This is a genomic window from Stenotrophomonas nitritireducens (assembly GCF_001431425.1).
GTDB classification, from domain to species: Bacteria; Pseudomonadota; Gammaproteobacteria; order Xanthomonadales; family Xanthomonadaceae; genus Stenotrophomonas; species Stenotrophomonas nitritireducens.
Genome location: NZ_LDJG01000006.1, coordinates 43,763 through 66,111, shown reverse-complemented (window position 1 = coordinate 66,111; position 22,349 = coordinate 43,763). Strand labels below are relative to the sequence as shown.

The following is a 22,349-nucleotide window of genomic DNA, read 5'->3' as shown; positions in this document are numbered from 1 at the left end:
CAACGCACCGGGGGTTGGATCATGCGCATCGGAATCGTCGTGGATTCGGCCTGCGACCTGCCGGCCGACTTCATCCGCGAACACAGGCTGATCCTGCTGCCGATCACCGTCCGGATCGGCGAGGCGGTGCTGGCCGACCACCGCGAGGAAGACGCCACCCTCAACTTCCTCGACACCCACGTCGCCGAACGCGGCGCCGAGGCGGAAACCATTCCCTTCAGCGTCAACCAGATCCGCGACCTGTTCCTGCAGCACCTGGTGATCGACTACGACCATGTGTTCTGCCTGACCATCACCAAGACCCGCAGTCCGATCCACGACAACGCGCTGCAGGCCAGCTTCGCCATCCTCAACGAGTACCGGCCGATCCGCCAGGCCGCCGGCCACAACTCGCCGTTCGCCCTGCGCGTGCTCGACACCCAGAACCTGTTCGCCGCGCAGGCGGTGACCGCGGTGGAGGCGGTGCGGCTGCGCGATGCCGGCGCCGGCGTGGCGCAGATGCGCGAGCGGCTGGAGGAACTGGCCGGCAACGTGCATGGCTACATGATCACCCGCGACCTGTACTACATGCGCGCCCGCGCGCGCCACAAGGGCGACCGCAGCGTCGGCCTGCTCACCGCCGCGCTGGGCAGCGCGCTGGACATCAAGCCGGTGCTGCACGGCTACCGCGGCGAGACCGCGCCGGTGGCCAAGATCAAGGGTTTCGACAACGCGGTGCAGCGGCTGTTCGGCTTCGTCGGCCAGCGCGTGGTGCATGGCCTGCTGACGCCGGTGGTGTGCGTGAGCTATGGCGGCCCGCTGGACGAACTGCGCGCCCTGCCCGGCTACGCTCCCCTGCGCGAGACCTGCCAGGCGCACGGCGTGGCCCTGCTCGAAAGCGTGATGAGCCTGACCGGCATGGTCAATGTCGGCAAGGGCGCGGTGACCGTGGGTTTTGCCGACGTCCCGCACGAATTCGAGAGCTGATCCGCGCCGGCGTGTACGCGGACGCGACGCCCGCCGCGCCACACTGCCCCCTCCCAAGGAGAACCCTGCATGCCCGTGCACTATTCGATCTCGTTGCCCGATCCTGCCGCCGCGCGCGGCAGCGATCCGCGCCTGTCCTTCACCGCCAATGGCGCCGACACGTTCGCCGATCAATTGCAGGAGGCGCTGCGCACGCCGGAATTGTTCGAACGCTGGCGCGCCACCCAGGAAGAGCCCGACGACGTCGACCCGCACTGGGGCGTGACCGATCCGGAAGCGACGGTAAGCGGCCGGCAGGCGGACCTGCGCATCGACCTGGTCGCCATCACCCGCATTCCCGGCGACGTCCTCAAGCAGCGCCTGCGCTGGCTGGCCGGCAGCCACTGGGAACTGCGCGACGTGCGCTGAGTACATGGCCGCGCAGCTTCATGGAAGCGGGCTTCGGCCGGTGACAGCGGCTTTATTGGCAACCGTTCGCCGGCCGCATCGCAGCCCCGTCCGCGAGCCGGCCCGCTCCCACGAGCGCGACAGGATCGTGGACAGGTTCTGAACAGATGACCCCCGTCCTGCTTTCCTGGAGCGGCGGCAAGGACGCCGCCTGGGCGCTGCACGCCCTGCGCCAGCGCGAAGACGTCCAGGTCGTCGCGCTGCTGAGCACCCCGACCGAAGGCCACGAGCGCTCCTCGATGCAGGGCGTCCGCAATGACGTGCTGCAGCTGCAGGCCGACGCCGCCGGGCTGCCACTGCTGCGCGCCTGGATACCGCAGGCCTGCGACAACGCCGGCTACCTGCAGCGCATGACCCAGGCACTGCAAACCGCGCGCCGGCGTTGGCCGGGGCTGCGCACGCTCGCCTTCGGCGACCTGCTGCTGGAAGACATCCGCCAATGGCGCCAGCGGCAGTACGCGGCGCTGGACTGGGACTGCCTGTTTCCCCTGTTCGGCCAGGACACCGCCGCGCTCGCGCGGGAGATGATCGATGCCGGCCTGCGCGCGCAGTTGTGCTGCGTGGACACGCAGGCGCTCGACGCCTCCTTCGCCGGCCGCGCCTTCGACCATGCCCTGCTCCGCGCCCTGCCCACCGGCGTCGACGCCTGCGGCGAGAACGGCGAATTCCACACCTGCGTCAGCGCCGGGCCGATGTTCCGCATGCCGCTGGACCTGCGCACGGGCGCGACGGTGCTGCGCGAGGCGCGCTACGCCTATACGGATTTCATGCCGGCGCAGGACTGATCATGCTGCCCGGCTGCCCCCCGCTTCCGCCAGGAGAGGGGGCCTGAACCGCGCAGGGCCGCGAGCGGCGGACCAGGTTCAATACATGCTGGAGGGCATGGGCGGGCCGATCCCCATGCCCTGCGCCGGCCCGGCTTCCACCCAGGTTTCCACGCGGTTGCGGCCGGCGCGCTTGGCCGCGTACAGCGCGGCGTCCGCGCCGGCCAGCAATGCTTCCGGCGGCTGCGGCTGCAATGCCCGCATGCCGGCCACGCCGACGCTGATGGTCACTGATTCCGGCAGTACCCCCGCTGGAATCGCCTGCACCGCCACGCGCAGGCGTTCGCCCAGCTCGTGCGCGCTTTCCGGGCACGTGGCCGGCGCCACCACCGCGAACTCCTCGCCACCGTAACGGGCCACCAGGTCGCCGCCGCGCGCCGCGGTGGCCTGCAGCATCGCCGCCACCTCGCGCAGGCAGCGGTCCCCCGCCGGATGGCCGTAGGTATCGTTGAACCGCTTGAAGTGGTCGATGTCGATCAGCAGCAGCGACAGCGCGCTCTCCTGACGGCAGGCGCGGCTCCATTCGGCCTGCAGCACGGCGTCGAACTGGCGGCGGTTGGCAACCCCGGTCAACCCATCAAGCCGCGCGAGCGCGTCCAGCGCCGCCTGCCGTTCCAGCAGCTCGATCTGCAGGAGCATGCTGCGCAGGCCGAAGCCCAGGATCGCCGCCACGAAGCCGGCCAGCGCCCAGTACCGTGCGTGATCCACCACCAGCGTGGCGACCACCAGCAGCAACAGCGGCAGGATCATTGGCCCGCCCGCCTGCACGGCATGCCGCAACCGCGGGCGCTCGCCGGCAGGTGCGGATTCGCGCGCGCGCAGCGCCAGCACCGCCAGCAGCAGGAAGGGCAGGTCGATCAGCAGGTCGGCGGGCAGGCCGAAGGGAATGTAGGCGGCGGCGTGGTTGATATAGCCGGCCACCACCAGATAGACCACCGCGTAGATCGCCAGCACGCGGAAGAACGCGCGCCGGCCGGGCAGATCCATGCTGGCCCAGCGCAGCAGCGCGAATGCCGCGATGCAGGCGTTCTGGATGTCGAACAGAAGGCGCAGGCCGTTCATGCCTGCATCGCCGGCATTGGCGTGGTAGCGGGTATGCAGGAAGAACAGCACGCCCAGCAGGGCCGCCAGCAGGGCGTCGATCAGGCTGATCGCCCAGCGCTCGCGCCGGGCGCGCGCCAGCACGAACACCAGCGGCACGCCGTAGGCCACGTAGAGCAGCAGGCTGATCTCCGGCGTGTCGTTGGCATCGCCCGCACGCACCGCATCGACCATGTTCATGGCCATGCCGCCCGCCCACAGCAGCATGGCCAGCGCAGTGGCCCGCCAGCCCGGCGCGGCCCGCTGCCGCCACCCTCGCCGCAGGCACGCGGCGGCGGCCAGCAACGGCGCGGCGATGAGGAAGCAGAACGACAGGACGGTCGCCGATGCCGGCAGCATTGCCAGCGCCAGGCCATGGCACAACACGAACAGGAGCGCCAACACGAGCGGCATGCGGTCCCCCTACCAACGCCGATGGCTGGACGATAGCAAAGGCGCGCGCATGGAAAGCGCGACGACCCGCGCGCTTTTCCACTCTGCCCGCGCCGGCTCAGGCCATGGCGCGGGCGTGGTGGGCGATGTGCTCGCCGATGAAACTGGCGATGAAGTAATAACTGTGGTCGTAGCCCGGCCGCAGCCGCAGCTGCAGCGGATGGCCGGCGGCCGCGCAGGCGTCGCGCAGCAGCTGCGGGCGCAGCTGGGTGTCGAGGAACTCGTCGGCCCCACCCTGCTCGACCAGCAACGGCAGGCGTTCGCCGGCATCGGCCACCAGCGCGGTGGCGTCGTATTGCCGCCATGCCTCCCGGTCCTGGCCGAGATAGGCGCAGAACGCCTTCTCGCCCCACGGCACCTGCGACGGCGCCACGATCGGCGAGAACGCCGACACGCTGCGGTAGCGGCCCGGGTTGCGCAATGCGATCAGCAGCGCGCCATGACCGCCCATCGAATGGCCGCTGATCGCGCGTGCGTCGCTGGCCGGGAAATGCGCCTCGACCAGCGCCGGCAGCTCGTCGACGATGTAGTCGTACATCCGGTAATGCGACGCCCACGGCTGCTGCGTGGCGTTGAGGTAGAACCCGGCGCCCTTGCCCAGGTCGTAGCCTTCCGCATCGGGCACGTCGTCGCCGCGCGGGCTGGTATCGGGCACGACCAGGATGATCCCGTGCTCGGCGGCGTAGCGCTGCGCGCCGGCCTTGGTGATGAAGTTCTGCTCGGTGCAGGTCAGGCCCGACAGCCAGTACAGCACCGGCAGCTTCGCCCCGCTTTCGGCCTGCGGCGGCAGGTAGACGGCGACGCTCATGTCGCAGCCCAGCACCTCCGAACGGTGCCGGTAGACATCCTGCCAGCCGCCGAAGCAGGCGCGATGTTCAAGGCGTTCCATCGTCATCTCAGTCGGCTCCCGATGCAGTCGAAAGACGGATCTCGCAGGTCTTCAACACTTCCAGGTCACCCTTCACTTCGATCCGCGAAGCGTGGGCCAGGGCGCGGATACGCGAAGCGTAATACGCCTCCGGAATATCCTCGTACTCGTCGGGCGCGGCGATCAACACACCTGCGGTAACGAAGCCCGCCTTCTTCCATGCCCGGTCCAGCGAGGACAGGATCAACCGATCGATCTTCACCAGATCGGGCTCCTGCAGCCGCTCGATCGCCTCGCGCGCTTCCTGGCTATCGTCCATGCCGGCCAGCGCGGCGGCCAATCCCTCTTTATCGAACATCGCATTCATCTCAGTAGTGGACCACCGAACGGATCGACTTGCCTTCATGCATCAGGTCGAAGGCTTCGTTGATCCGCTCCAGTTCCATGGTGTGGGTGACGAACGGCGCCAGCTCGATGTCGCCCTTCATCGCATCCTCGACCATGCCCGGCAGCTGGCTGCGGCCCTTCACGCCGCCGAAGGCGGTGCCCATCCACTTGCGACCGGTCACCAGCTGGAACGGGCGGGTGGAGATTTCCTGCCCCGCGCCGGCCACGCCGATGATCACGCTCTGGCCCCAGCCGCGGTGCGCGCATTCCAGCGCCGCGCGCATCACGTTGACGTTGCCGATGCACTCGAAGCTGTGGTCCACGCCCCAGCCGGTCATCTCCACGATCACCTGCTGGATCGGCTTGTCGTGATCCTTCGGGTTGACGCAGTCGGTGGCGCCGAACTGCCGGGCCAGCTCGAACTTGGACGGATTGGTGTCGATGGCGATGACGCGGCCGGCCTTGGCCTGGCGCGCGCCCTGGATCACCGCCAGGCCGATGCCGCCGAGGCCGAACACGGCCACGCTGTCGCCCTCCTGTACCTTGGCGGTGTTGTGCACGGCGCCGATGCCGGTGGTGACGCCGCAACCGAGCAGGCACACATGCTCCGGGTTCGCCTCCGGATTGACCTTGGCCAGCGAGACCTCGGCCACCACGGTGTATTCGGAGAACGTCGAGCAGCCCATGTAGTGGTAGATCGGCTCGCCGTTGTAGGAGAAGCGGCTGGTGCCGTCCGGCATCACGCCCTTGCCCTGGGTGGCGCGCACGGAAGTGCACAGGTTGGTCTTTCCGCTCTTGCAGAACAGGCACTGCCCGCACTCGGCGGTATACAGCGGGATGACATGGTCGCCCGGCTTCACCGAGGTCACGCCCTCGCCCACCTCGACCACGACGCCGGCGCCTTCATGGCCCAGCACGCACGGGAACAGGCCTTCCGGATCGTCGCCGGACAGGGTGAACGCGTCGGTATGGCAGACGCCGGTGTGGGTGATCTTCACCAGCACTTCGCCTGCCTTCGGCGGGGCGACGTCGATCTCGACGATCTGCAGCGGCTGGCCGGGACCGAAGGCGACGGCGGCACGTGATTTCATGGTGTTCTCCTGTAGCGGTTGTTCGATGGCGCGTGCATCGGCACGCACCGGTATTCGGGCAGGAGCGGCTTCCGTCGCGGCACGGCGTTCGCATCAGCCCCCTGCAGGCGGCGCGAAAGCCCGTCGCGGCTGGAGCCGCCCCTACTTGAGGTAGGAGCGGATCAGGCCGGACATCTCGGCCACGCGCGCGGCGCGCTGCGCGGCCGACTGCGCCGGCTGGCCGAATTCCTCGCGCAGGTGCGCCTCCATCACTTCGGACATCAGCCCGTTGACGGCGCCGCGGATGGCCGCGATCTGCTGCAGCACCGGGCCGCAGTCGGCGCCGGCTTCCAGCGCGCGCTCCAGCGCATCGCACTGCCCGCGGATGCGCCGCACCCGCGCCAGCACCTTCTTCTTTTCCTCGGGGGAATGCGGCACGCATCCGCTCCTATCCTGTACTGGGGGACAGTATATTGGAAAACCATCCGGCATCCAGCGGCGCGGGCGACGCCCCACCGGGTGGAGCCCGGCCCATGGCAGGAAAAACGTGAGGGGATCGCGCCTTCAGCGGTCGCGGCACGCCGGCAACGGCTCATCGCGCCGCGCCAGCAGCCCGGTCATCGGCAGGGGAACGGCACCGGAAGGGACGCCCCTCTCCCGCAGATGCCCTGCGGAGGCGCCCACCGGCATGTCGCTGCCGGCACCGAAGGGCGGCCGCATGGCGGGATGACCGGCAACCATCACCCCGGCCTTTCCAGGCTTCGCTGCACGGAAAGCATCAGACAGCGGCAGACCACGCACCCGTCCGATCCTGCGCGGCGCAGGATCGCACCGCGGGCGGCAGGCCCGTTTTCCAGCGGATGCATCAGGTCCGCATCGTCGAACCAGGACCTGGGGCCGGCACGCGTGGCGCCCGCGTGCCGGCCCCGGCCCGAGCCGTCGCGCCGCGGCGGCTCAGCCGCCGCAACCGCCGCAGCATTCCGAGGGCACGCGCTCGAGCTGCGCGGCGGAAATCGACAGGCCGCCGCGGCCCAGTGCCGGCAGCAGGCTGTGTTCGTCCAGCAGGGTCGAGATGCGCAGCACCCGGCTGAGCGGCTCGATGTCCAGCAGGACGGAAGGATCGGCGTCCTGCAGTGCGTCTTCCAGCACCTGCAGGTCCGGCTCGGTGCCGGACAGGGAAATCCTGAATTGCGTCATCGACATACTCCCGGGGCGAAGCACGCGACCGGTGGCCCGCCCCATGGCCGTCCCGGCGGCGGGCACCGTGCCCGCCCACCGGATACTGCGTGCCCGCGCCGCTGTCCGCCCTGACCGGGGTCAAGCCGCGGCGCGACAACCGCCGGCGATGTTCACTGCTGCGCAATGAGCGCGTCGTCCAGCGCGCTGGCGCGCTGCCATGCCGGGCGCGCGCGCAGGCGTGCGCCGTACTCGGCGAACGCCGGACGCTCGGGCAGGGTCCTGAACATCATGCCCCACAGCACCTGGCTGCCCAGGTAGACGTCGGCCGCGCTGAAACGCTCGCCCAGCAGCCACGGCGCGGCGCCGGCGACGGCCTGCTCCAGCGTGTCGACCATCTGCTCGAAACTGCCGTAGCCCACCATGCCCGCCTTCTCCGGTGGCGCCAGCAGGCCGAACGCCTTGGCGCTGGCTGCGGCCTCGACCGGACCGGCGGCGAAGAACAGCCAGCGGAAATAGCTGCCGCGCAGCGGATCGTCCAGCGCCGGCGCCAGCCCGGCCTGCGGGAACGCATCGGCCAGATAGCTGCAGATGGCCGCGGCCTCGGTGACCGCCACGCCGCGATGGACGATGGCCGGCACCTTGCCCATCGGGTTGATGGCCAGGTACGCCGGCGACTTCATGCTCTCGCCATAGCCCAGTACCTCGGTGCGGTACGGCTGGCCTGTTTCCTCCAGCATCCAGCGCACGATGCGGCCGCGCGACTGCGGGTGGGTGTAGAAGGCGATCTCGTCCGCCGTGCTGCCCATGCGCCTGTCTCCAGGAAAGGAGCCGGCAGTCTAGCAACGCGGGCGATGCCGCATCAGTAGGCGAACTCGCCGAACACCGGGTCCACGCTGCCGCCCCAGGCGCCGTGGAACAGGTCGAGCTTGCGCTCGGCGGCGGTCCTGCCAGAGTCGACGATCTCCTGCAGCACGTCGAGGAAGCGGGTCTCGTCCTGGCCGTCATGGTTGAGCGCGGCGCGGCGGCGCAGGCCTTCGCGCGAGATCTCCAGCGCGCGCCGCGCCAGGTCACGCACGCTGCCGCCACGGAACGGCAGGTTCATCGCGTGCCTGGGCACGCCGTCGCGCAGCACGTGGCGCTCGGCCAGGCTGAAATCCTTGACCAGGTCCCAGGCCGCGTCCAGCGCGGCATCGTCGTACAGCAGCCCCACCCAGAACGCCGGCAGCGCGCAGATGCGGCTCCATGGGCCGCTGTCGGCGCCGCGCATTTCCAGGTATTTTTTCAGCCGCACTTCCGGGAAGGCGGTGGTCATGTGGTCGGACCAGTCGCGCAGCGTCGGCAGCGCGCCCGGCAGCACGTCCAGCTCGCCGCGCATGAACCTGCGGAACGACTTGCCGCTGGCATCGTGATAGATGCCGTCGCGGTAGGAAAAGTACATCGGCACGTCGAGTAGGTAGTCGACATAGCGCTCGTAGCCGAAGCCCTCCTCGAACACGAAATCGAGCATGCCGGTGCGGTCGGCGTCGGTATCGGTCCAGATGTGCGAGCGGTAGCTGAGGTAGCCGTTCGGCTGCCCTTCCGTGAACGGCGAATCGGCGAACAGCGCGGTGGCGATCGGCTGCAGCGCCAGCGATACGCGGAACTTCTTCACCATGTCCGCTTCGCTGGCGTAATCGAGGTTGACCTGTACCGTGCAGGTACGGGTCATCATGTCCAGGCCGAGCGAACCGACCTTGGGCATGTAGCTCTTCATGATCTGGTAGCGCCCCTTGGGCATCCACGGCATGTCCGCGCGCGTCCACTTCGGCTGGAAGCCCATGCCGAGGAAACCGAGCTGCAGTTCGCCGGCCACCTGCGCCACTTCGTTGAGGTGGGTGCCGGTTTCCACGCAGGTCTGGTGGATGCTTTCCAGCGCGGCGCCGGACAGCTCCAGCTGACCGGCCGGCTCCAGCGTCACCGAGGCGCCGTCGCGCAGCAGGGCGATGGTGTTCCCGTTTTCCTGCACCGGCTCCCAGCCGAAACGGGTCAGCCCGGTCAGCAGCGCCTCGATGCCGCGCTCGCCTTCGAACGCCGGCGGGCGCAGGTCGTCCAGGCGGAATCCGAACTTCTCGTGTTCGGTGCCGATGCGCCACTGCACGCGCGGCTTCTCGCCTGAGGCGATCGCCTCCACCAGCTGCGAGCGGTCGGTAATGGGCGTATCGGCGACGTGGCTGGGGCTCGACAAGGGCTGGCTCGCAGTGTTCTGGCTGGGCGGAAAATGGGGGCCTGCCCCCGGCATCACAAGAACCGGCCCGCGGTCCGTCGCGCTCGTCCCTGCGCCCCGTCCGGGGCCGGCAATGCGCGTATCTCCATACGCTGCGCTTGCTCGGCTCCGCCACGGGCCACCGGCCCTCGCCCGCGATGGATCGCGAACCGCTTCCAAGCGCGCACTATATCGCGGCGCTTATTGCCGGCATGTCGCGGTGACGGTTTTCAGCATCCCACCGGCGGCGACTTGACCCTCGTTCGCAGCCGCAGCTGCGAGTCATTCCAGCCGCGGCGGGCGCGCCGCCCTACACTGGCCGGCATGAAACGATCCCCGCACAAGGAAGTCCATCGTTCCGAGCGCGTCGGCTGGCTGCGCGCGGCCGTGCTCGGCGCCAACGATGGCATCGTCTCCGTCGCAGGACTGGTGGTCGGCATCGCCGCGAGCGGCGCGCCGGCATCGACCGTATTGGCCACAGGGGTGGCCGGCACGGTCGCTGGCGCCATGTCGATGGCCGCGGGCGAATACGTGTCCGTGCAGTCGCAGGCCGATACCGAGCATGCCGATCTGGCGCTCGAACGCCGCGAACTGCACGAAGACCCGCATACCGAGCTGGAGGAACTGGCCGGCATCTACCGGCGGCGCGGGTTGTCGCCCGAGCTGGCGCACCAGGTGGCCGTGCAGCTCACCGCCCACGATGCGCTCGCCGCGCATGCGCGCGACGAACTGGGCATCACCGAGGAACTGCGCGCACGGCCATTGCAGGCCGCCGTGGCTTCGGCGGGCGCCTTCATCGCCGGTGCGACCCTGCCGGTGCTGACCGCACTGCTCGCCCCGCATGCGCACGTGGCGCAGATCACCACCGTTTCCACCCTGATCGGGCTGTGCATCACCGGCGCGATGGCCGCCCATGCCGGCGGCGCGCCGCGCCTGCGTGGCGCGCTGCGGGTGATGTTCTGGGGCGCGCTGGCGATGGCGGCGGCGGCGGCCATCGGCACCCTGTTCGATACCCACCTCGCCGACTGAAGGCGCGCCGGCCGACTGCCGACGCGCGGCGAGCTGGATGCCCCATCGGTCGCGGCCACAGGACTGTCGCCGGCCGTTGCCGCCCGCCGGCAGGATCCGGCCAGCGGAGCTGGGCTTACCGCAATCGCCTTGCCCGCTGTCGCGCAACGCCGTGGCGCCCCGCAACGCCTGCGACATTTCGTCGCAGGCGTTGCCGCGTCCGACGGCATCGCCACGCTGGAGCGCCCGGCCAGAAGCGTCGACCCGGGCGCCGGGCGGATTCCCGCCACTGACGGCCGATGCCAAAGGCCGAAGCACATATCGCCCCCAGATCAGGAGCAGACCGACCGGTCCAGCGTCCCGTCCGCATTCCTCTCCCGCATGCGGGAGCGCGACGGCTTACGCCCGGGTACCGTCCGCCGGCGGATTCAGTCCCAGCCAGCCGCCGATTACCGCGCGGGCCTCGTCCACGCCCTGCTTCGACTCGCCGGAGAAGGTCTGCACGCTCACCGAGTCGCCGAACGCATCGGCCAGCTCCTTGCGCACCTTCTGCAGGGTCTGCGCCTGCTGCCCGCGGCCGAGCTTGTCGGCCTTGGTCAGCAGCGCGTGCGCCGGCAGGCCGCGCTGCACCGCGTAGGTCAGCATCTGCCGGTCGTAGTCCTTGAGCGGATGGCGGATGTCCATCACCACCACCAGCCCCTTGAGCGCCTCGCGGGTGCGGAAATAGTTGTCGATGAAGGCCTGCCAGTGCGCCTGCAGTTCGTACGGCACCTTGGCGTAGCCATAGCCGGGCAGGTCGACGAGGTGGGCATCCGGAGTGACCTGGAAGAACACCAGTTGCTGGGTGCGGCCCGGGGTCTTGGAGACGCGGGCCAGCGCGTTCTGGCGGGTCAGCGCGTTGAGCGCGCTGGACTTGCCGGCATTGGAGCGACCGGCGAACGCCACTTCGGCGCCCTCGTCCGGCGGCAATTGCCGGGCATTGTGGGCGGAAAGCAGGTAGCGGGCGCGTTCTAGGAGCTGTGACATGGGCATAGGATCGCACGGAGCGGCCTCCCCTGCCGCTCCGTGCGTTGACCCTGCCATGAAACGGCATGGATAATCCGGTCGATGCCGCGCGGACCCGCCCGGCCCGTTCCACACGGAGCTTCTGCATGCGCCACGCTCGTGTCTTAGCCGTTTCCGCCCTTGCCATTCCGCTGATTGCCGTCGTCGCTTTCGCGCAGAGTTCGGTCACGCCCGTGCCCGACAACGCGCCGGTGCAGACCGCGCCGCTGGAAATCGACCTCAGCAAGACCCTGCCCGGCGACGCCGAAGCCGGCGAAGGCAAGGCGCAGACCTGCGCCGCCTGCCACGGCGCCGACGGCAATTCCGCCGTGGAGATGTATCCGCGGCTGGCCGGCCAGAGCGAGCGCTACATCGCCCGCCAGCTGGCGCTGATCGCCGGCGGCCAGCGCACAGAGGGCGCGGTCGCCGCCATGCTGCCGTTCGTGCAGGGCATGACCGCGCAGGACATGCGCGACATCGGCGCCTTCTTCGCCCGCCAGAAGGCCGGCGCCGGCGTCGCCGACGACATGGCCATCGCCGACGGCCCGTACGCCGGCATGAAGTTCTACGAGATCGGCCAGAAGCTGTACCGCAGCGGCGACGCCAGCCGCGAGATCCCGGCCTGCATGGCCTGCCACGGCCCGAGCGGCGCCGGCAACCCCGGCCCGGCCTACCCGCACATCGGCGGCCAGCACGCCGGCTACGTCGCCCAGCGCCTGCAGCACTACCAGGCTGGCCAGACCCACGAGACCGATCCGTCGCAGTTCCGGATCATGGCCCAGGTGGCGGGCAAGCTGACCGAGCAGGAAATCCAGGCGCTGTCCAGCTACGTGCAGGGCCTGCATGCACGGGCCGACGACGTGGCCGTGGCCTCGGCGCCCTCGCAGCCCTGATGGTGCCGGTCGCCACGGCGACGAAGGACCTTGTTCCCGGATACGCCGACCCCTGCGGTCGGCGTCTCTTTTTCGGTTGGAGACCCCCGATGCGACATTTCCCGCGACTGTTCCTCCTGCTGCTGGCCCTGCTGCCGCTGACGGCCTGCGCCGCCGACAGCGCCGCGCCGGTGGAAGGCCATGACTATGAGGCGATCGCCGAGCCCGGCCCGTTCGCGCCGCTGGCGGGGAAGATCGAGGTGGTCGAGGTGTTCGGCTATCCCTGCATCCACTGCGCCCATTTCGAGCCGCTGCTGGAAGTATGGGCGGCCAGGCTGCCGGCCGACGTGCGCTTCACCGCGGTGCCGGCCGCCTTCGGCGGCCATTGGGACGCCTACGCGCGCGCCTTCTATGCCGCCGAGCAGACCGGCGTGCTCAAGCGCAGCCACGCCGACGTGTTCAAGGCCCTGCACGAGCAGCGCAGCCTGCCGATGCAGAACGTATCGCCGCAGGAGTTGGCGACCTTCTATGCCGCCTACGGGGTGCAGCCGCAGCGCTACATCGATGCACTGCGCAGCGACCAGGTCGAGGAAAAGGTGAAGGCCGCGCGCGCCTTCGCCATGCGCGTCAAGGTTCCGGGCACGCCGGCGCTGATCGTCAACGGCAAGTACCTGGTCAAGGGCCGCAACTTCGAGGACCAGCTGCGCATCGCCAGTGCCCTGGTGGAACGCGAGCGCGCCGCCGCCCGGCGTCGCTGAATCCGTTCCGGAGCGTTCCGCGAACCGGTTCAGCCGCTGCCGCACATAATGTCATCATGCGCCCCGCGGTCGCCGCCGGCGGCCTGACGACCCGACGAATCCCCGCTGGAGATCCACCGATGAAGATCCGCTTCGTACTGGCCCTGACGGCCCTGCTTCCGCTCATGGTCGCCTGCAAGGCGCAGGACGGCTCCACCGACGCCATGGCGCCGGCCGCCGCCGGGCAGCCGGCTGCGGCGACTGAAGCCGCTCCCGCACCGGCCGCCGCCGAGGGCGAAAACGCCGCCGCGCCGCAGGCCCCGGCTGGCGATGAAGCCGCCGCCGAACCGGCCGCCGCCAACACGCCGGTGCCGGCGCAGGCCCGCCTGGTCGGCCCGGAGCCGGTCGCCGGCACCGACTACGTCGTCATCGAAGGCGGCCAGCCGATCCAGCCGGCGACCGGCAAGATCGAAGTGGCCGAGGTCTTCGGCTACGTCTGCCCGGCCTGCGCCCGCTTCCAGCCGCTGATCGGGCCGTGGAAGGCCGGCCTGCCGTCGGACGTCAACTTCGTCTACGTGCCGGCCATGTTCGGCAGCATGTGGGACGACTACGGCCGCGCCTTCTATGCCGCCGAGGCGCTGGGCGTGCAGGAGAAGACCCACGACGCGCTGTACTCGGCCATCCACATCGAACATACGCTCAAGGGCGAGCTGGGCCGCGACTCGGTCGAGGACATCGCCAACTTCTACGGCAAGTACGGCGTCAACCCGAAGACCTTCGCCGACACCATGGGCAGCTTCTCGGTGGTGGCGAAGACCAACCGCGCCAAGCAGTTCGCCCAGCGCAGCAAGATCGGCGGCACGCCGTCGCTGATCGTCGCCGGCAAGTACCTGGTCAAGGGCAAGGGCTACGAGGACATGCTGCGCATCGCCGACCACCTGATCGCACGCGAACGCGCCGCCAACGCCAAGTAAGGTATGAAGGGCCTCGTCGACGCGAGGCCCTTGTTCCATCGCCGTGAAATCCCCCACCCACACCCTGCGCTTGCTCACGGCCAACATCCAGGCCGGCTCCAGCACGCGCCGCTACAGCGATTACGTGACCCGCAGCTGGTCGCACGCGCTGCCGTCGGGCAGCAAGCGCTCCAGCCTGGACGCCATCGCCAGGCTGGCCAGCGGCCGCGATATCGTCGGCCTGCAGGAGGCCGACCCCGGCAGCCTGCGCTCGGGCTTCACCAACCAGACCCATTACCTGGCCCAGCGCGCCGGCTTCAACTACTGGAGCCACCAGCCGAACCGGCGCATGGGCGGCGTCGCCTCCAGCGCCAACGGCCTGCTCAGCCGGCTGGAACCGGTGGAAGTCCAGGATCACGCCCTGCCCGGCCGCATCGGCGGCCGTGGCGTGCTGCTGGCCCGCTTCGGCGACGGCCGCGAAGGCCTGGCGGTGGCCGTGGCCCACCTGTCGCTGGGCGTGGGTTCGCGCCTGTCGCAGCTGGACTTCATTGGCGACCTGCTGTCGGACTATCCCAACGCGGTGCTGATGGGCGATTTCAACTGCAAGGCCGAACGCCCGGAAATGCAGGTGCTCTACCGCAAGACGCGGCTGCAGCCCCCCGGCTGCCTGGTGCCGACTTTCCCAAGCTGGCGCCCGGAACGGGCCATCGACCACATCCTGATCAGCGACAGCCTGCGCACGCTCGAGACCGGCGCGGTCGCCGCCGCCCATTCGGACCATCTGGCGGTGGAAATGCAGGTCGAGGTCCCCGGCGACAGCCTGCGGTAGCGTCAGCGGCATATCCTTCGGTAGAACCTGGCAACGCCCGGCTGAAGCTTGCCCGGGAAAGCATCCAGCAAGGCCTGGCCTCGCCCTTACGGGTTCACGTCACCACGGCGGCCGCCGCCGGCGGCGGGCGGCGCGCGGTCGCCGCGCTGCCCACCGACGCCAGCACGGTGCAACCGATCGCGAGCCATTGCAGTCCGCTCAGCTGTTCGTGCAGCAGCAGCAGGGCCCACAACGCGGCCACCGCCGGCTCCATGCTGATCAGGATGCCGAACGTCTCCTTGGGCAGGCGCTTGAGCGCCATCATCTCCAGCGACATCGGGATCGCGCTGGAGACCACCGCCACCAGCAGGCCGGCCAGCAGGATCGACGGCTGCAGCAGCGCCACGCCGGCATGGGCGACCCCCACCGGCACCACCACCAGCGACGCGGCCACCAGTCCCAGCGACACCGTATGCCCGGCATGCAGGTGCCCGGCGCGCTTGCCGAACACGATGTACAGCGCCCAGCAGGCCGCCGCGCCGAGCGCATACAGCACCCCGGTCATGTCCAGCGCCGGACCGCCGCTCAACGGCAGCAACAGCAGCAGCCCGGCCACCGCGCAGCCGACCCAGACGAAATCGACCGGGCGCCGCGAGGACAGCATGGCCACGGTCAGCGGCCCGGTGAACTCGATGGCCACCGCGATGCCGAACGGGATCGTGCGCAGGGCCATGTAGAACAGCAGGTTCATCAGGCCCAGCGTCAGGCCATAGCGCAGGATCGTCGCGCCATCGGCGCGGCTGGTGTGCCAGCGCCACGGCCGCCACAGCGCCAGCAGGAAAAGCGCGGAAAAACCCACGCGCAGCGCGCTGGTGCCCTGCGCGCCGATCAACGGGAAAAGATGTTTGGCATAGGAAGTGCCGATGGCCAGCGACGTCACCGAGCCGAGCACCGCCAACACCGGCCACAGCGGCGCGAATCGGGAGGTCTGCATGCGCATAGTGTAGGGCGCCACGCCGTCGCGTAGCGCCTTTGTCGCGGCTTGCGGACAGCCCATGGCGCCGCTGCCCAGCCCCGATGGGCGTAGCGGGCCACCCGCGGCTGCGGGCGACCCGCGGCGGCGGCATTACTGCACGAAGGCGATGCGCTCCATGTGCGCGTTGTTGGCCGCCGCCAGCACCTTGGCCATGGTGTCGTACGCGGCGTCCGGGCTGGTGGCGATGCGCAGCTCCGGCAGGTTGCCGGCATGCAGCCGGGCCTGTTCCTGCAGGCGCGCCTGCAGCGCGGCGACCGGCAGCGCCTGTCCATTCCAGCTGAGCTGGTTGGCGGCATCCACCCGCAGCTCGATCGGCGGCGGCGGCTCGACGCGCGGCACCACGGTGGTCGTGCGTTGCGGCAGATCCACCGGGATCGGCCACGACACCAGCGGCGCGGTGACGATGAAGATGATCAGCAGCACCAGCATCACATCCACCAGCGGCGTGACATTGATGTCGGCGATCGGTCCGGAACTTCCTGCTGCACTGAATGCCATGGTCCGCTCCTTCGGCGGGGCGGCGCGCCCCATCGCCGACACTACGCCGCGGCCTGACCTGGCCGCCGGCTAGGCCCGCCGATGTTCAGCCGCGGTTTCGGAACGTGCCGGGGATGTCCGATGCGTTCATGCGCCGGCCGGCATCGCCGCGACGATGTTGACGGGGGCCCGGCTATGCTTTGCCGATGAAACGGAATACCTGCCTGCTGCCTTTCGCCGCGTCCCTGTTGCTGGCCTGTACCGGCACCGGCGCGCAGACCCTCGACGCCCAGCGCCCGGCCATGCGCATGGCCATCGACAACGCCGAGCGCGGCCAGTTCGACGCCGCCGCGAGCGCCAGCCTGCGCAGCCATCCGCTGTACGGCTGGCTCGAATACAGCGCCCTGCGCCGCGGCATCGATACGGTGGACACGCCGCAGGCGCTGGATTTCCTCAAGCGCTACCAGGGCCAGGCCGTGGCCGATGCGTTCCGCGCGGTCTGGCTGCCCGCGCTGGCGCGCCGCCAGGACTGGCCGGCCCTGCTCGCCAACTGGCAGCCCAGCAACGATCCGGGCCTGCAGTGCGCCGAACTCAACGCACGCCTGGCCACCGGCAAGGCCGATGCGAAGTGGACCGGCGATGCGCAGGCGTTGTGGCGCGGCAGCGGCAAGTCCCTGCCCGATGCCTGCGACCCGGTGTTCGCCGCCCTCGCCGACCGTGGCGGACTGACGCCGGCGCTGCGCTGGGAGCGCATCGATGCGGCCGCCGATGCGCAGCAGCCGGGCGTGATGCGCTCGGCGGCGCGCGGCCTGCCCGCCGCCGAGCTGGCGCAGGCCAACGCCTACGCCGCCTTCGTCGACAAGCCCGACGCGCGCGCACTGGACTGGCCGAAGACCGAGCGCAGCCGCCGCATCGCCACCGACGGGCTGGAGAAACTGGCCCGGACCGATCCCGACGCCACCGAACGCCAGCTGCCGCAGTACGCGCAGGCGCTGGGCCTGAGCGATGCGCAGCAGGCCCAGGTGCGCTACCAGATCGCGTTGTGGACGGTGGCCTCCTACCTGCCCGATTCGGCGCGGCGGCTGGCGGCGGTGCCGGCGTCGGCCTATGACGAACGCCTGCACGAATGGCGCGCGCGCGAGGCGATGGCGCGCGGCGACTGGCCTTCGGCGTTGGCCGCGATCCGCGCGATGCCCGCCGCCCAGCGCGGCGATTCGCGCTGGCGCTGGTTCGAGGCGCGGCTGCTGGAGAAGACCGGCAAGGCGGCCGAGGCCATGCCGCTCTACCGCGCCGTCGCCGGCGAGCCGACCTTCCATGGCTTCCTCGCCGCCGACAAGCTGCAGCAGCCCTATGCGCTCTGCCCCTGGGACCCGGGCGACAGCGCGCAGGCGCGCGCGGCGGTGGCGCGCGATCCGGCGCTGGTGCGGGCGCTGGAGCTGTTCCGCATCGACCGCGCCGCCTGGGCCGCGCGCGAATGGGCCGACGCGCTGTCGCGGTTCGACGACACCCAGCGCCGCCTGGCGGTCGAAGTGGCCGGCGAAGGCGGCTGGTTCGACCGCGCGGTGTTCGGCCTGAAGGGGGCGCAGGAAATGCGCCTGTACGCACTGCGCTTCCCGCTGTACCACGACGACACCATCCGCCGCGAAGCCGCGCGCAACGCCCTGGACCCGGCCTGGATCGCCGCCGAGATCCGCGCCGAAAGCACCTTCAACCCGAACGCACGCTCGCCCGCCAACGCCATGGGCCTGATGCAGGTATTGCCCGCCACCGGCGCCGGCGTCGCCAAGCGCATCGGCCTGAGCGGCTATGGCGGCGCGGCCAGCCTGTACGACCCGGACACCAACATCGCCATCGGCAGCGCCTACCTGCGGCAGCTGCTGGACAAGTACAACGGCCTGCCCTACGTGACCATCGCTGCCTACAACGCAGGGCCCACGCCGACCGCGCGCTGGCAGTCGCAGCGCCCGGGCTTCGATCCGGATTTCTGGATCGAGACCATCAGCTACAAGGAGACCCGCGAGTACGTCGCCCGCGTACTCGCCTTCAGCGTGATCTACGACTGGCGCCTCAACGGCAAGGCGGTGCCGCTGGGCGACCGCATCGCCGGCCGCGTCGGACCGCCATCGCGCGGCTTCGCCTGCCCGGCACCGTAGGCACGCGCAGAGGCAACGCACCCGGCAGCGCCCAGCGGGCGCCGTCTGGCACGGCCGGGAGGCCGTGCGCGGTTTTGCCATCATGGCGTTTCCACGCATGATGTCGCGCATGAAGATCTATCTCGTCGGCGGCGCGGTCCGCGATTCCCTGCTGGGGCTGGAAGCGGGCGACCGCGACTGGGTGGTGGTCGGCGCCACCCAGCAGGAAATGGAAGCGCAGGGGTTCAAGGCCGTGGGGCGCGACTTCCCGGTATTCCTGCATCCGCGTACCGGCGAGGAACACGCACTGGCGCGCACCGAGCGCAAGAGCGGGCGCGGCTACCGCGGCTTCGTGGTCGACGCCGATCCTTCGGTGACGCTGGAACAGGACCTGCAGCGCCGCGATTTCACCCTCAACGCCATCGCCCGCGACGAGGAAAGCGGCGACCTGGTCGATCCATGGGGCGGCATGCGCGACATCCAGGCGCGCGTGCTGCGCCACGTCGGCCCGGCCTTCGTCGAAGACCCGTTGCGGGTGCTGCGCGCGGCGCGGTTCATGGCGCGCTTCGCGCCGCTGGGCTTCACCCTCGCCCCGGAAACCGCCGACCTGATGCGGCGGATCGCCGCCAGCGGCGAACTGGGGGCGCTGGTGCCCGAACGCATCTGGCAGGAACTGCGCAAGGCGCTGCGCTCGCCGCGGCCTTCGGCGTTCCTGCGCACCCTGCACGACACCGGCGCGCTGGCGTCGATCCTGCCGGAGGTGGAGGCGCTGTACGGCGTGCCGCAGCGCGCCGAATTCCACCCGGAAGTGGATACCGGCGTGCACCAGGAGATGGTCAGCGACATGGCCGCGCGGCTGGCGCCGGGCGACGACCTGGTCGGCTTCGCCGCGCTCACCCATGACCTGGGCAAGGCGCTCACCCCGGCCGACCAGCTGCCGCGCCACGTCATGCACGAACAGCGCGGCCTGAAGCCGCTGGCGGCGCTGTGCGAACGCCTGAAGATACCCGCCGACCACCGCCAGCTGGCCGAGGCGGTGTGCCGCGAACACCTCAACGTGCACCGCATCGACGAACTGCGCGATGCCACCGTGCTGGAACTCATCCAGCGCTGCGATGGCTTCCGCCGCCCCGAACGCATCGCGCAGATGGCACTGGCCTGCGAATGCGACAAGCGCGGCCGGCTCGGCTTCGAGGACAGCGACTATCCACAGCGCGCCACGCTGCAGCGCCTGCATGCCGCGGCGCTGGCGATCAACGCGCGCGACCTCGCCGCCGCGGGCCTGAGCGGTCCGGCGGTGGGCGAGGCGGTGAAGAAGGCACGGATCGAAGCGATCGGCGCGGCACGCCGGGCATAGGAAAACCGGGTCAGGGTGCCCTTTTCCACGGGAGCCGCGCACCCGGCCCCGCTTTTTCCGTCGGTTTCCCGCTACAGGCCGGTTGCGCCAGCAGCCACTCCTGCGCCCGCCGCATCGCTTCGGCGCGCTGCGCCGCGATGACATCGGGAACGATGCGGCTGCCGTCGCCGATGCCGTTGCGGTCCTTCATCACCGTGCCGGTCAGCAGCAGGGTGCTGCCATCGACCAGCGTCACCAGCGAATTTCCCGTGGAATAGCCCATGGTCGGCGTGCCGAAACTGCGGCTGCGCGGGCGTCCGCGCAGCGCCAGCACGATGGCCTCGCCGGAACTGGCGGTGCGGCCGGACTGGAGCACCGCGACCGGCGCGTCCGGCCTGCGCAGGCGGCGGGTCGCATCGTCCGCCGCCAGCAGCGGCATATCGCCCACCCACACCGCGCCCTCCCGGTAACGCCAGGGTTGCAGCGCGGCAACGTCGAAAAAATGCCCGACCACATCCGGCCCATCGGCGTCGCCACGCAGTAACGGACCGACGCCCAGCAGCATCGGCCACATATTGCCGCCGGTGTTGTCGCCCAGGTCCACGATCCAGCCGCAGCGGCTGCCGTCGTCCTGGCGCCAGAGGATGTCCTGCAGGCGTTGCGCCTCTTGGCGCTCGGCGGCCCGCTGCCGAGCGCGCGGGAGACCGGGGTCGGACAGGTAGGGAGCAACGCTGATCAGACCGAGTCGGGCGTCGATCGGGTGAGCCTGCGGTCCTTCGGTGGCAGCGGCAGCCGGAGTCATGCCCGAACCCGCTGCCCGCTTCCGGTATCCCTCGCGCACCTCTTCGGCCGACATCCACCTGCCATGGCCGGCGGTCGCGCGGTTGATGGAATCGGACAGCAGCCTGCGTTGCCGGTCCGGATCGTCGCTGGCGGCAAGATCGCGGCGCAGCGCCGCCCAGTCGACCCGGTCGCGATACAGCGCCTTGTGCTCCAGAAGGCCCAGCATCTGTTCCCGCGCCGGCAACGACGGCACCGGGGTCGCCGCGGCCGGCAGGGCCAGCATCGCCGCCAGCGTGACCCACGCCATCACACCGTTCTGCTTCCTGCGCATCGTGGTTTCCATCCCATGGATCGGATCGACGCAGGATAGGACCAATCCCTTGCCCTGCATGCGCTTCTAGATCTTCAGATAGATCCGCCGCCGGTCCAGCCACCACACCGGCAGCCACCATACCGCGACGAAAGCGACGGCCATCGCCAGCGAAGCGGCTTCGGCGCCGGCCAGCGGAGTGATCCAGCGGTCGAACACGTTGGCGTACAGCCAGCCCCAGCTGCCGGTACCGAGCATCGCCAGCACCATCACCCCGGAACCGGCGTAGGCGGTGATCGCGTTGGCGCCGAAGCGCCTGCCCAGCGGCGGCCACTGCACGCGGTCGATAAGCAGGTGCGCCAGCCACAGCGCCGCCAGCGCCCAGCCCGCCGTCCACAGCACGTAGGACGGCGTCCACAGGTTCTTGTTGAGTGGTTGCCACATGGCCCACAGCGCGCCCAGCGCCAACAGCACGGCGGCGGCCAGCAGCAGGCGCGCGGGGCGACTGCTGCGCAGTAGTGCGCTGGCACGCAGGCCGATCAGGGTCGAGGCCAGCGCGCCCAATGTGGAAAGCAGTCCTTCGGGATCGTGCCCCAGCCCGGTGGCGGCGTCGTACTTGTAGGCCATGTCGCCGAACAGGACGGTGTCCACGCGACTGGGCAGGTTGTGCCAGGGCTCCAGCGTGCCGCCGGCCGCCAGCAGCGCCGCGTATCCGCCCAGCAACAGCAGCAGGCAGGCACGCTGCGCGTTCGTGCGCAGCCAGATCGCCATCGTGCCGACGACGGCGAAGCACACGCCGATGCGCTGCAGCACGCCCAGCGGTCGGTAATGCGCCAGGTCCAGCCACCACCACGCCAGCAGGTGCAGCAGCATGCCCAGGCCGACGATGCGCAGCGCGCGTACCAATACGGTGCGGGTCAAGGCGGCGCGGTCGGCGCCGTGTTCGACGCGCGGCACCACGCCGAGTCCGATCGATACACCGACGATCACCAGGAAGAACGGGAACACCAGGTCGGTGGGCGTGCAGCCGTTCCACTCCGCATGTTCCAGCGGCGCATACACATGGCTCCAGGTGCCCGGGTTGTTGACCAGCAGCATGGCCGCCACGGTGATGCCGCGCAGCGCATCGACCGAGGCGTAGCGGGTGGGTGATTGGCTGGATTGGGAACTGGTCATCGAGGGTGTCCCGTGAAATCAGGTGTCGGAGGCCGGCAGACACTGCATTGAGAAACGATCGACCCGCCCTTCGGTCTGTTGAAAACACCACCGCCTTTGCCGGAACCACCGACAGAGGCAGGCTGTTGCTGTTGCTGTTGCTGTTGCTGTTGCTGTTGCTC

23 protein-coding genes are annotated in these 22,349 nt (G+C 70.1%); 10 read left to right on the top strand and 13 right to left on the bottom strand.

Annotated features, from left to right (window positions below):
• The first annotated feature begins 21 nt into the window (after positions 1 to 21).
• The 3 genes from ABB22_RS05180 to ABB22_RS05170 all read left to right on the top strand — a co-directional run bounded on the left by ABB22_RS05180 (position 22) and on the right by ABB22_RS05170 (position 2,198).
• On the top strand, positions 22 to 966 hold the full coding sequence (locus ABB22_RS05180; RefSeq protein ID WP_055772184.1) for a DegV family protein: 945 nt from the start codon (positions 22 to 24) through the stop codon (positions 964 to 966).
• Between the two features lie 69 nt (positions 967 to 1,035).
• Positions 1,036 to 1,374 carry a hypothetical protein gene (locus ABB22_RS05175; RefSeq protein WP_055772187.1) on the top strand — a complete coding sequence of 113 codons (339 nt, stop codon included), beginning with the start codon at positions 1,036 to 1,038 and terminating at the stop codon, positions 1,372 to 1,374.
• A 146-nt stretch (positions 1,375 to 1,520) separates the two neighbouring features.
• Positions 1,521 to 2,198 carry a Dph6-related ATP pyrophosphatase gene (locus tag ABB22_RS05170; RefSeq protein WP_057505089.1) on the top strand — a complete coding sequence of 226 codons (678 nt, stop codon included), beginning with the start codon at positions 1,521 to 1,523 and terminating at the stop codon, positions 2,196 to 2,198.
• 78 nt (positions 2,199 to 2,276) lie between these two features.
• Here ABB22_RS05170 and ABB22_RS05165 read toward each other — a convergent pair whose 3' ends face one another.
• The 8 genes from ABB22_RS05165 to ABB22_RS05130 form a co-directional block, all read right to left on the bottom strand.
• Positions 2,277 to 3,731, bottom strand: coding sequence for a GGDEF domain-containing protein (locus tag ABB22_RS05165; protein ID WP_082592149.1), 1,455 nt, complete (start codon positions 3,729 to 3,731; stop codon positions 2,277 to 2,279).
• Between the two features lie 97 nt (positions 3,732 to 3,828).
• Positions 3,829 to 4,659, bottom strand: a complete 831-nt coding sequence (gene fghA, locus ABB22_RS05160) for an S-formylglutathione hydrolase (protein WP_057505105.1) — start codon at positions 4,657 to 4,659, stop codon at positions 3,829 to 3,831.
• 7 nt (positions 4,660 to 4,666) lie between these two features.
• Entirely contained in the window at positions 4,667 to 5,005 is a 339-nt protein-coding gene (locus ABB22_RS05155; protein ID WP_057505088.1) for a DUF3658 domain-containing protein, read from the bottom strand.
• Between the two features lies 1 nt (position 5,006).
• The gene (locus tag ABB22_RS05150; RefSeq protein WP_055772198.1) at positions 5,007 to 6,116 is read right to left on the bottom strand and encodes an S-(hydroxymethyl)glutathione dehydrogenase/class III alcohol dehydrogenase; all 1,110 of its coding nucleotides are present in this window, start codon (positions 6,114 to 6,116) and stop codon (positions 5,007 to 5,009) included.
• 141 nt (positions 6,117 to 6,257) lie between these two features.
• On the bottom strand, positions 6,258 to 6,533 hold the full coding sequence (frmR, locus tag ABB22_RS05145) for a formaldehyde-responsive transcriptional repressor FrmR (RefSeq protein WP_055772201.1): 276 nt from the start codon (positions 6,531 to 6,533) through the stop codon (positions 6,258 to 6,260).
• Between the two features lie 516 nt (positions 6,534 to 7,049).
• Complete coding sequence (locus tag ABB22_RS05140; RefSeq protein WP_057505087.1) at positions 7,050 to 7,292, bottom strand: hypothetical protein; 243 nt, start codon at positions 7,290 to 7,292, stop codon at positions 7,050 to 7,052.
• Between the two features lie 152 nt (positions 7,293 to 7,444).
• Complete coding sequence (locus ABB22_RS05135; RefSeq protein ID WP_057505086.1) at positions 7,445 to 8,080, bottom strand: glutathione S-transferase family protein; 636 nt, start codon at positions 8,078 to 8,080, stop codon at positions 7,445 to 7,447.
• Positions 8,081 to 8,133: 53 nt separating this feature from the next.
• Complete coding sequence (locus tag ABB22_RS05130) at positions 8,134 to 9,552, bottom strand: glutamate--cysteine ligase (RefSeq protein ID WP_333783565.1); 1,419 nt, start codon at positions 9,550 to 9,552, stop codon at positions 8,134 to 8,136.
• A gap of 288 nt (positions 9,553 to 9,840) precedes the next feature.
• On the opposite strand from ABB22_RS05130, the gene ABB22_RS05125 reads away from it, so the two are divergent.
• Positions 9,841 to 10,545, top strand: coding sequence for a VIT1/CCC1 transporter family protein (locus ABB22_RS05125; RefSeq protein ID WP_057505084.1), 705 nt, complete (start codon positions 9,841 to 9,843; stop codon positions 10,543 to 10,545).
• Positions 10,546 to 10,923: 378 nt separating this feature from the next.
• On the opposite strand, the gene yihA is transcribed toward ABB22_RS05125, so the two are convergent.
• The gene (gene yihA, locus ABB22_RS05120; protein ID WP_057505083.1) at positions 10,924 to 11,550 is read right to left on the bottom strand and encodes a ribosome biogenesis GTP-binding protein YihA/YsxC; all 627 of its coding nucleotides are present in this window, start codon (positions 11,548 to 11,550) and stop codon (positions 10,924 to 10,926) included.
• 125 nt (positions 11,551 to 11,675) lie between these two features.
• Between yihA and ABB22_RS05115 the strand changes: the two genes are divergently transcribed.
• From ABB22_RS05115 to ABB22_RS05100, 4 genes are all read left to right on the top strand, one after another.
• A complete protein-coding gene (locus ABB22_RS05115; RefSeq protein ID WP_055772216.1) occupies positions 11,676 to 12,461 on the top strand; it encodes a c-type cytochrome in 786 nt (261 codons plus the stop codon).
• 89 nt (positions 12,462 to 12,550) lie between these two features.
• Positions 12,551 to 13,198 carry a thiol:disulfide interchange protein DsbA/DsbL gene (locus ABB22_RS05110; RefSeq protein WP_057505082.1) on the top strand — a complete coding sequence of 216 codons (648 nt, stop codon included), beginning with the start codon at positions 12,551 to 12,553 and terminating at the stop codon, positions 13,196 to 13,198.
• 119 nt (positions 13,199 to 13,317) lie between these two features.
• A complete protein-coding gene (locus ABB22_RS05105) occupies positions 13,318 to 14,151 on the top strand; it encodes a thiol:disulfide interchange protein DsbA/DsbL (RefSeq protein ID WP_057505081.1) in 834 nt (277 codons plus the stop codon).
• 70 nt (positions 14,152 to 14,221) lie between these two features.
• Positions 14,222 to 14,959: an endonuclease/exonuclease/phosphatase family protein gene (locus tag ABB22_RS05100; RefSeq protein ID WP_200911411.1), complete on the top strand. Its 738-nt coding sequence runs from the start codon at positions 14,222 to 14,224 to the stop codon at positions 14,957 to 14,959.
• 94 nt (positions 14,960 to 15,053) lie between these two features.
• On the opposite strand, the gene ABB22_RS05095 is transcribed toward ABB22_RS05100, so the two are convergent.
• Both ABB22_RS05095 and ABB22_RS05090 read right to left on the bottom strand, forming a co-directional pair.
• A complete protein-coding gene (locus ABB22_RS05095; RefSeq protein ID WP_057505080.1) occupies positions 15,054 to 15,932 on the bottom strand; it encodes an EamA family transporter in 879 nt (292 codons plus the stop codon).
• Between the two features lie 132 nt (positions 15,933 to 16,064).
• A complete protein-coding gene (locus ABB22_RS05090; RefSeq protein WP_057505079.1) occupies positions 16,065 to 16,472 on the bottom strand; it encodes an ExbD/TolR family protein in 408 nt (135 codons plus the stop codon).
• Between the two features lie 185 nt (positions 16,473 to 16,657).
• Here ABB22_RS05090 and ABB22_RS05085 point away from each other — a divergent pair, with 185 nt between their 5' ends.
• Positions 16,658 to 18,604 (top strand): transglycosylase SLT domain-containing protein, encoded by a 1,947-nt coding sequence (locus ABB22_RS05085; RefSeq protein WP_057505078.1) that lies wholly within the window; start codon positions 16,658 to 16,660, stop codon positions 18,602 to 18,604.
• A 109-nt stretch (positions 18,605 to 18,713) separates the two neighbouring features.
• Positions 18,714 to 19,940, top strand: coding sequence for a multifunctional CCA addition/repair protein (locus tag ABB22_RS05080; protein ID WP_057505104.1), 1,227 nt, complete (start codon positions 18,714 to 18,716; stop codon positions 19,938 to 19,940).
• 10 nt (positions 19,941 to 19,950) lie between these two features.
• On the opposite strand, the gene ABB22_RS05075 is transcribed toward ABB22_RS05080, so the two are convergent.
• Positions 19,951 to 21,033: a S41 family peptidase gene (locus ABB22_RS05075; protein ID WP_152984044.1), complete on the bottom strand. Its 1,083-nt coding sequence runs from the start codon at positions 21,031 to 21,033 to the stop codon at positions 19,951 to 19,953.
• Positions 21,034 to 21,099: 66 nt separating this feature from the next.
• Positions 21,100 to 22,188: an acyltransferase family protein gene (locus tag ABB22_RS05070; RefSeq protein WP_057505076.1), complete on the bottom strand. Its 1,089-nt coding sequence runs from the start codon at positions 22,186 to 22,188 to the stop codon at positions 21,100 to 21,102.
• Positions 22,189 to 22,349: the final 161 nt, after the last annotated feature.

Coding starts and splice junctions, on each gene's coding strand:
- ABB22_RS05170 (WP_057505089.1), top strand. CDS start 1,521: ATGACCCCCGTCCTGCTTTCCTGGAGCGGCGGCAAGGACGCCGCCTGG.
- ABB22_RS05150 (WP_055772198.1), bottom strand. CDS start 6,116: ATGAAATCACGTGCCGCCGTCGCCTTCGGTCCCGGCCAGCCGCTGCAG.
- ABB22_RS05165 (WP_082592149.1), bottom strand. CDS start 3,731: ATGCCGCTCGTGTTGGCGCTCCTGTTCGTGTTGTGCCATGGCCTGGCG.
- ABB22_RS05125 (WP_057505084.1), top strand. CDS start 9,841: ATGAAACGATCCCCGCACAAGGAAGTCCATCGTTCCGAGCGCGTCGGC.
- ABB22_RS05180 (WP_055772184.1), top strand. CDS start 22: ATGCGCATCGGAATCGTCGTGGATTCGGCCTGCGACCTGCCGGCCGAC.
- ABB22_RS05080 (WP_057505104.1), top strand. CDS start 18,714: ATGAAGATCTATCTCGTCGGCGGCGCGGTCCGCGATTCCCTGCTGGGG.
- yihA (WP_057505083.1), bottom strand. CDS start 11,550: ATGTCACAGCTCCTAGAACGCGCCCGCTACCTGCTTTCCGCCCACAAT.
- ABB22_RS05140 (WP_057505087.1), bottom strand. CDS start 7,292: ATGACGCAATTCAGGATTTCCCTGTCCGGCACCGAGCCGGACCTGCAG.
- ABB22_RS05175 (WP_055772187.1), top strand. CDS start 1,036: ATGCCCGTGCACTATTCGATCTCGTTGCCCGATCCTGCCGCCGCGCGC.
- ABB22_RS05110 (WP_057505082.1), top strand. CDS start 12,551: ATGCGACATTTCCCGCGACTGTTCCTCCTGCTGCTGGCCCTGCTGCCG.
- ABB22_RS05090 (WP_057505079.1), bottom strand. CDS start 16,472: ATGGCATTCAGTGCAGCAGGAAGTTCCGGACCGATCGCCGACATCAAT.
- fghA (WP_057505105.1), bottom strand. CDS start 4,659: ATGGAACGCCTTGAACATCGCGCCTGCTTCGGCGGCTGGCAGGATGTC.
- ABB22_RS05075 (WP_152984044.1), bottom strand. CDS start 21,033: ATGCGCAGGAAGCAGAACGGTGTGATGGCGTGGGTCACGCTGGCGGCG.
- ABB22_RS05085 (WP_057505078.1), top strand. CDS start 16,658: ATGAAACGGAATACCTGCCTGCTGCCTTTCGCCGCGTCCCTGTTGCTG.
- ABB22_RS05070 (WP_057505076.1), bottom strand. CDS start 22,188: ATGACCAGTTCCCAATCCAGCCAATCACCCACCCGCTACGCCTCGGTC.
- ABB22_RS05135 (WP_057505086.1), bottom strand. CDS start 8,080: ATGGGCAGCACGGCGGACGAGATCGCCTTCTACACCCACCCGCAGTCG.
- ABB22_RS05095 (WP_057505080.1), bottom strand. CDS start 15,932: ATGCAGACCTCCCGATTCGCGCCGCTGTGGCCGGTGTTGGCGGTGCTC.
- ABB22_RS05130 (WP_333783565.1), bottom strand. CDS start 9,552: ATGCCGGGGGCAGGCCCCCATTTTCCGCCCAGCCAGAACACTGCGAGC.
- ABB22_RS05105 (WP_057505081.1), top strand. CDS start 13,318: ATGAAGATCCGCTTCGTACTGGCCCTGACGGCCCTGCTTCCGCTCATG.
- ABB22_RS05155 (WP_057505088.1), bottom strand. CDS start 5,005: ATGAATGCGATGTTCGATAAAGAGGGATTGGCCGCCGCGCTGGCCGGC.
- ABB22_RS05115 (WP_055772216.1), top strand. CDS start 11,676: ATGCGCCACGCTCGTGTCTTAGCCGTTTCCGCCCTTGCCATTCCGCTG.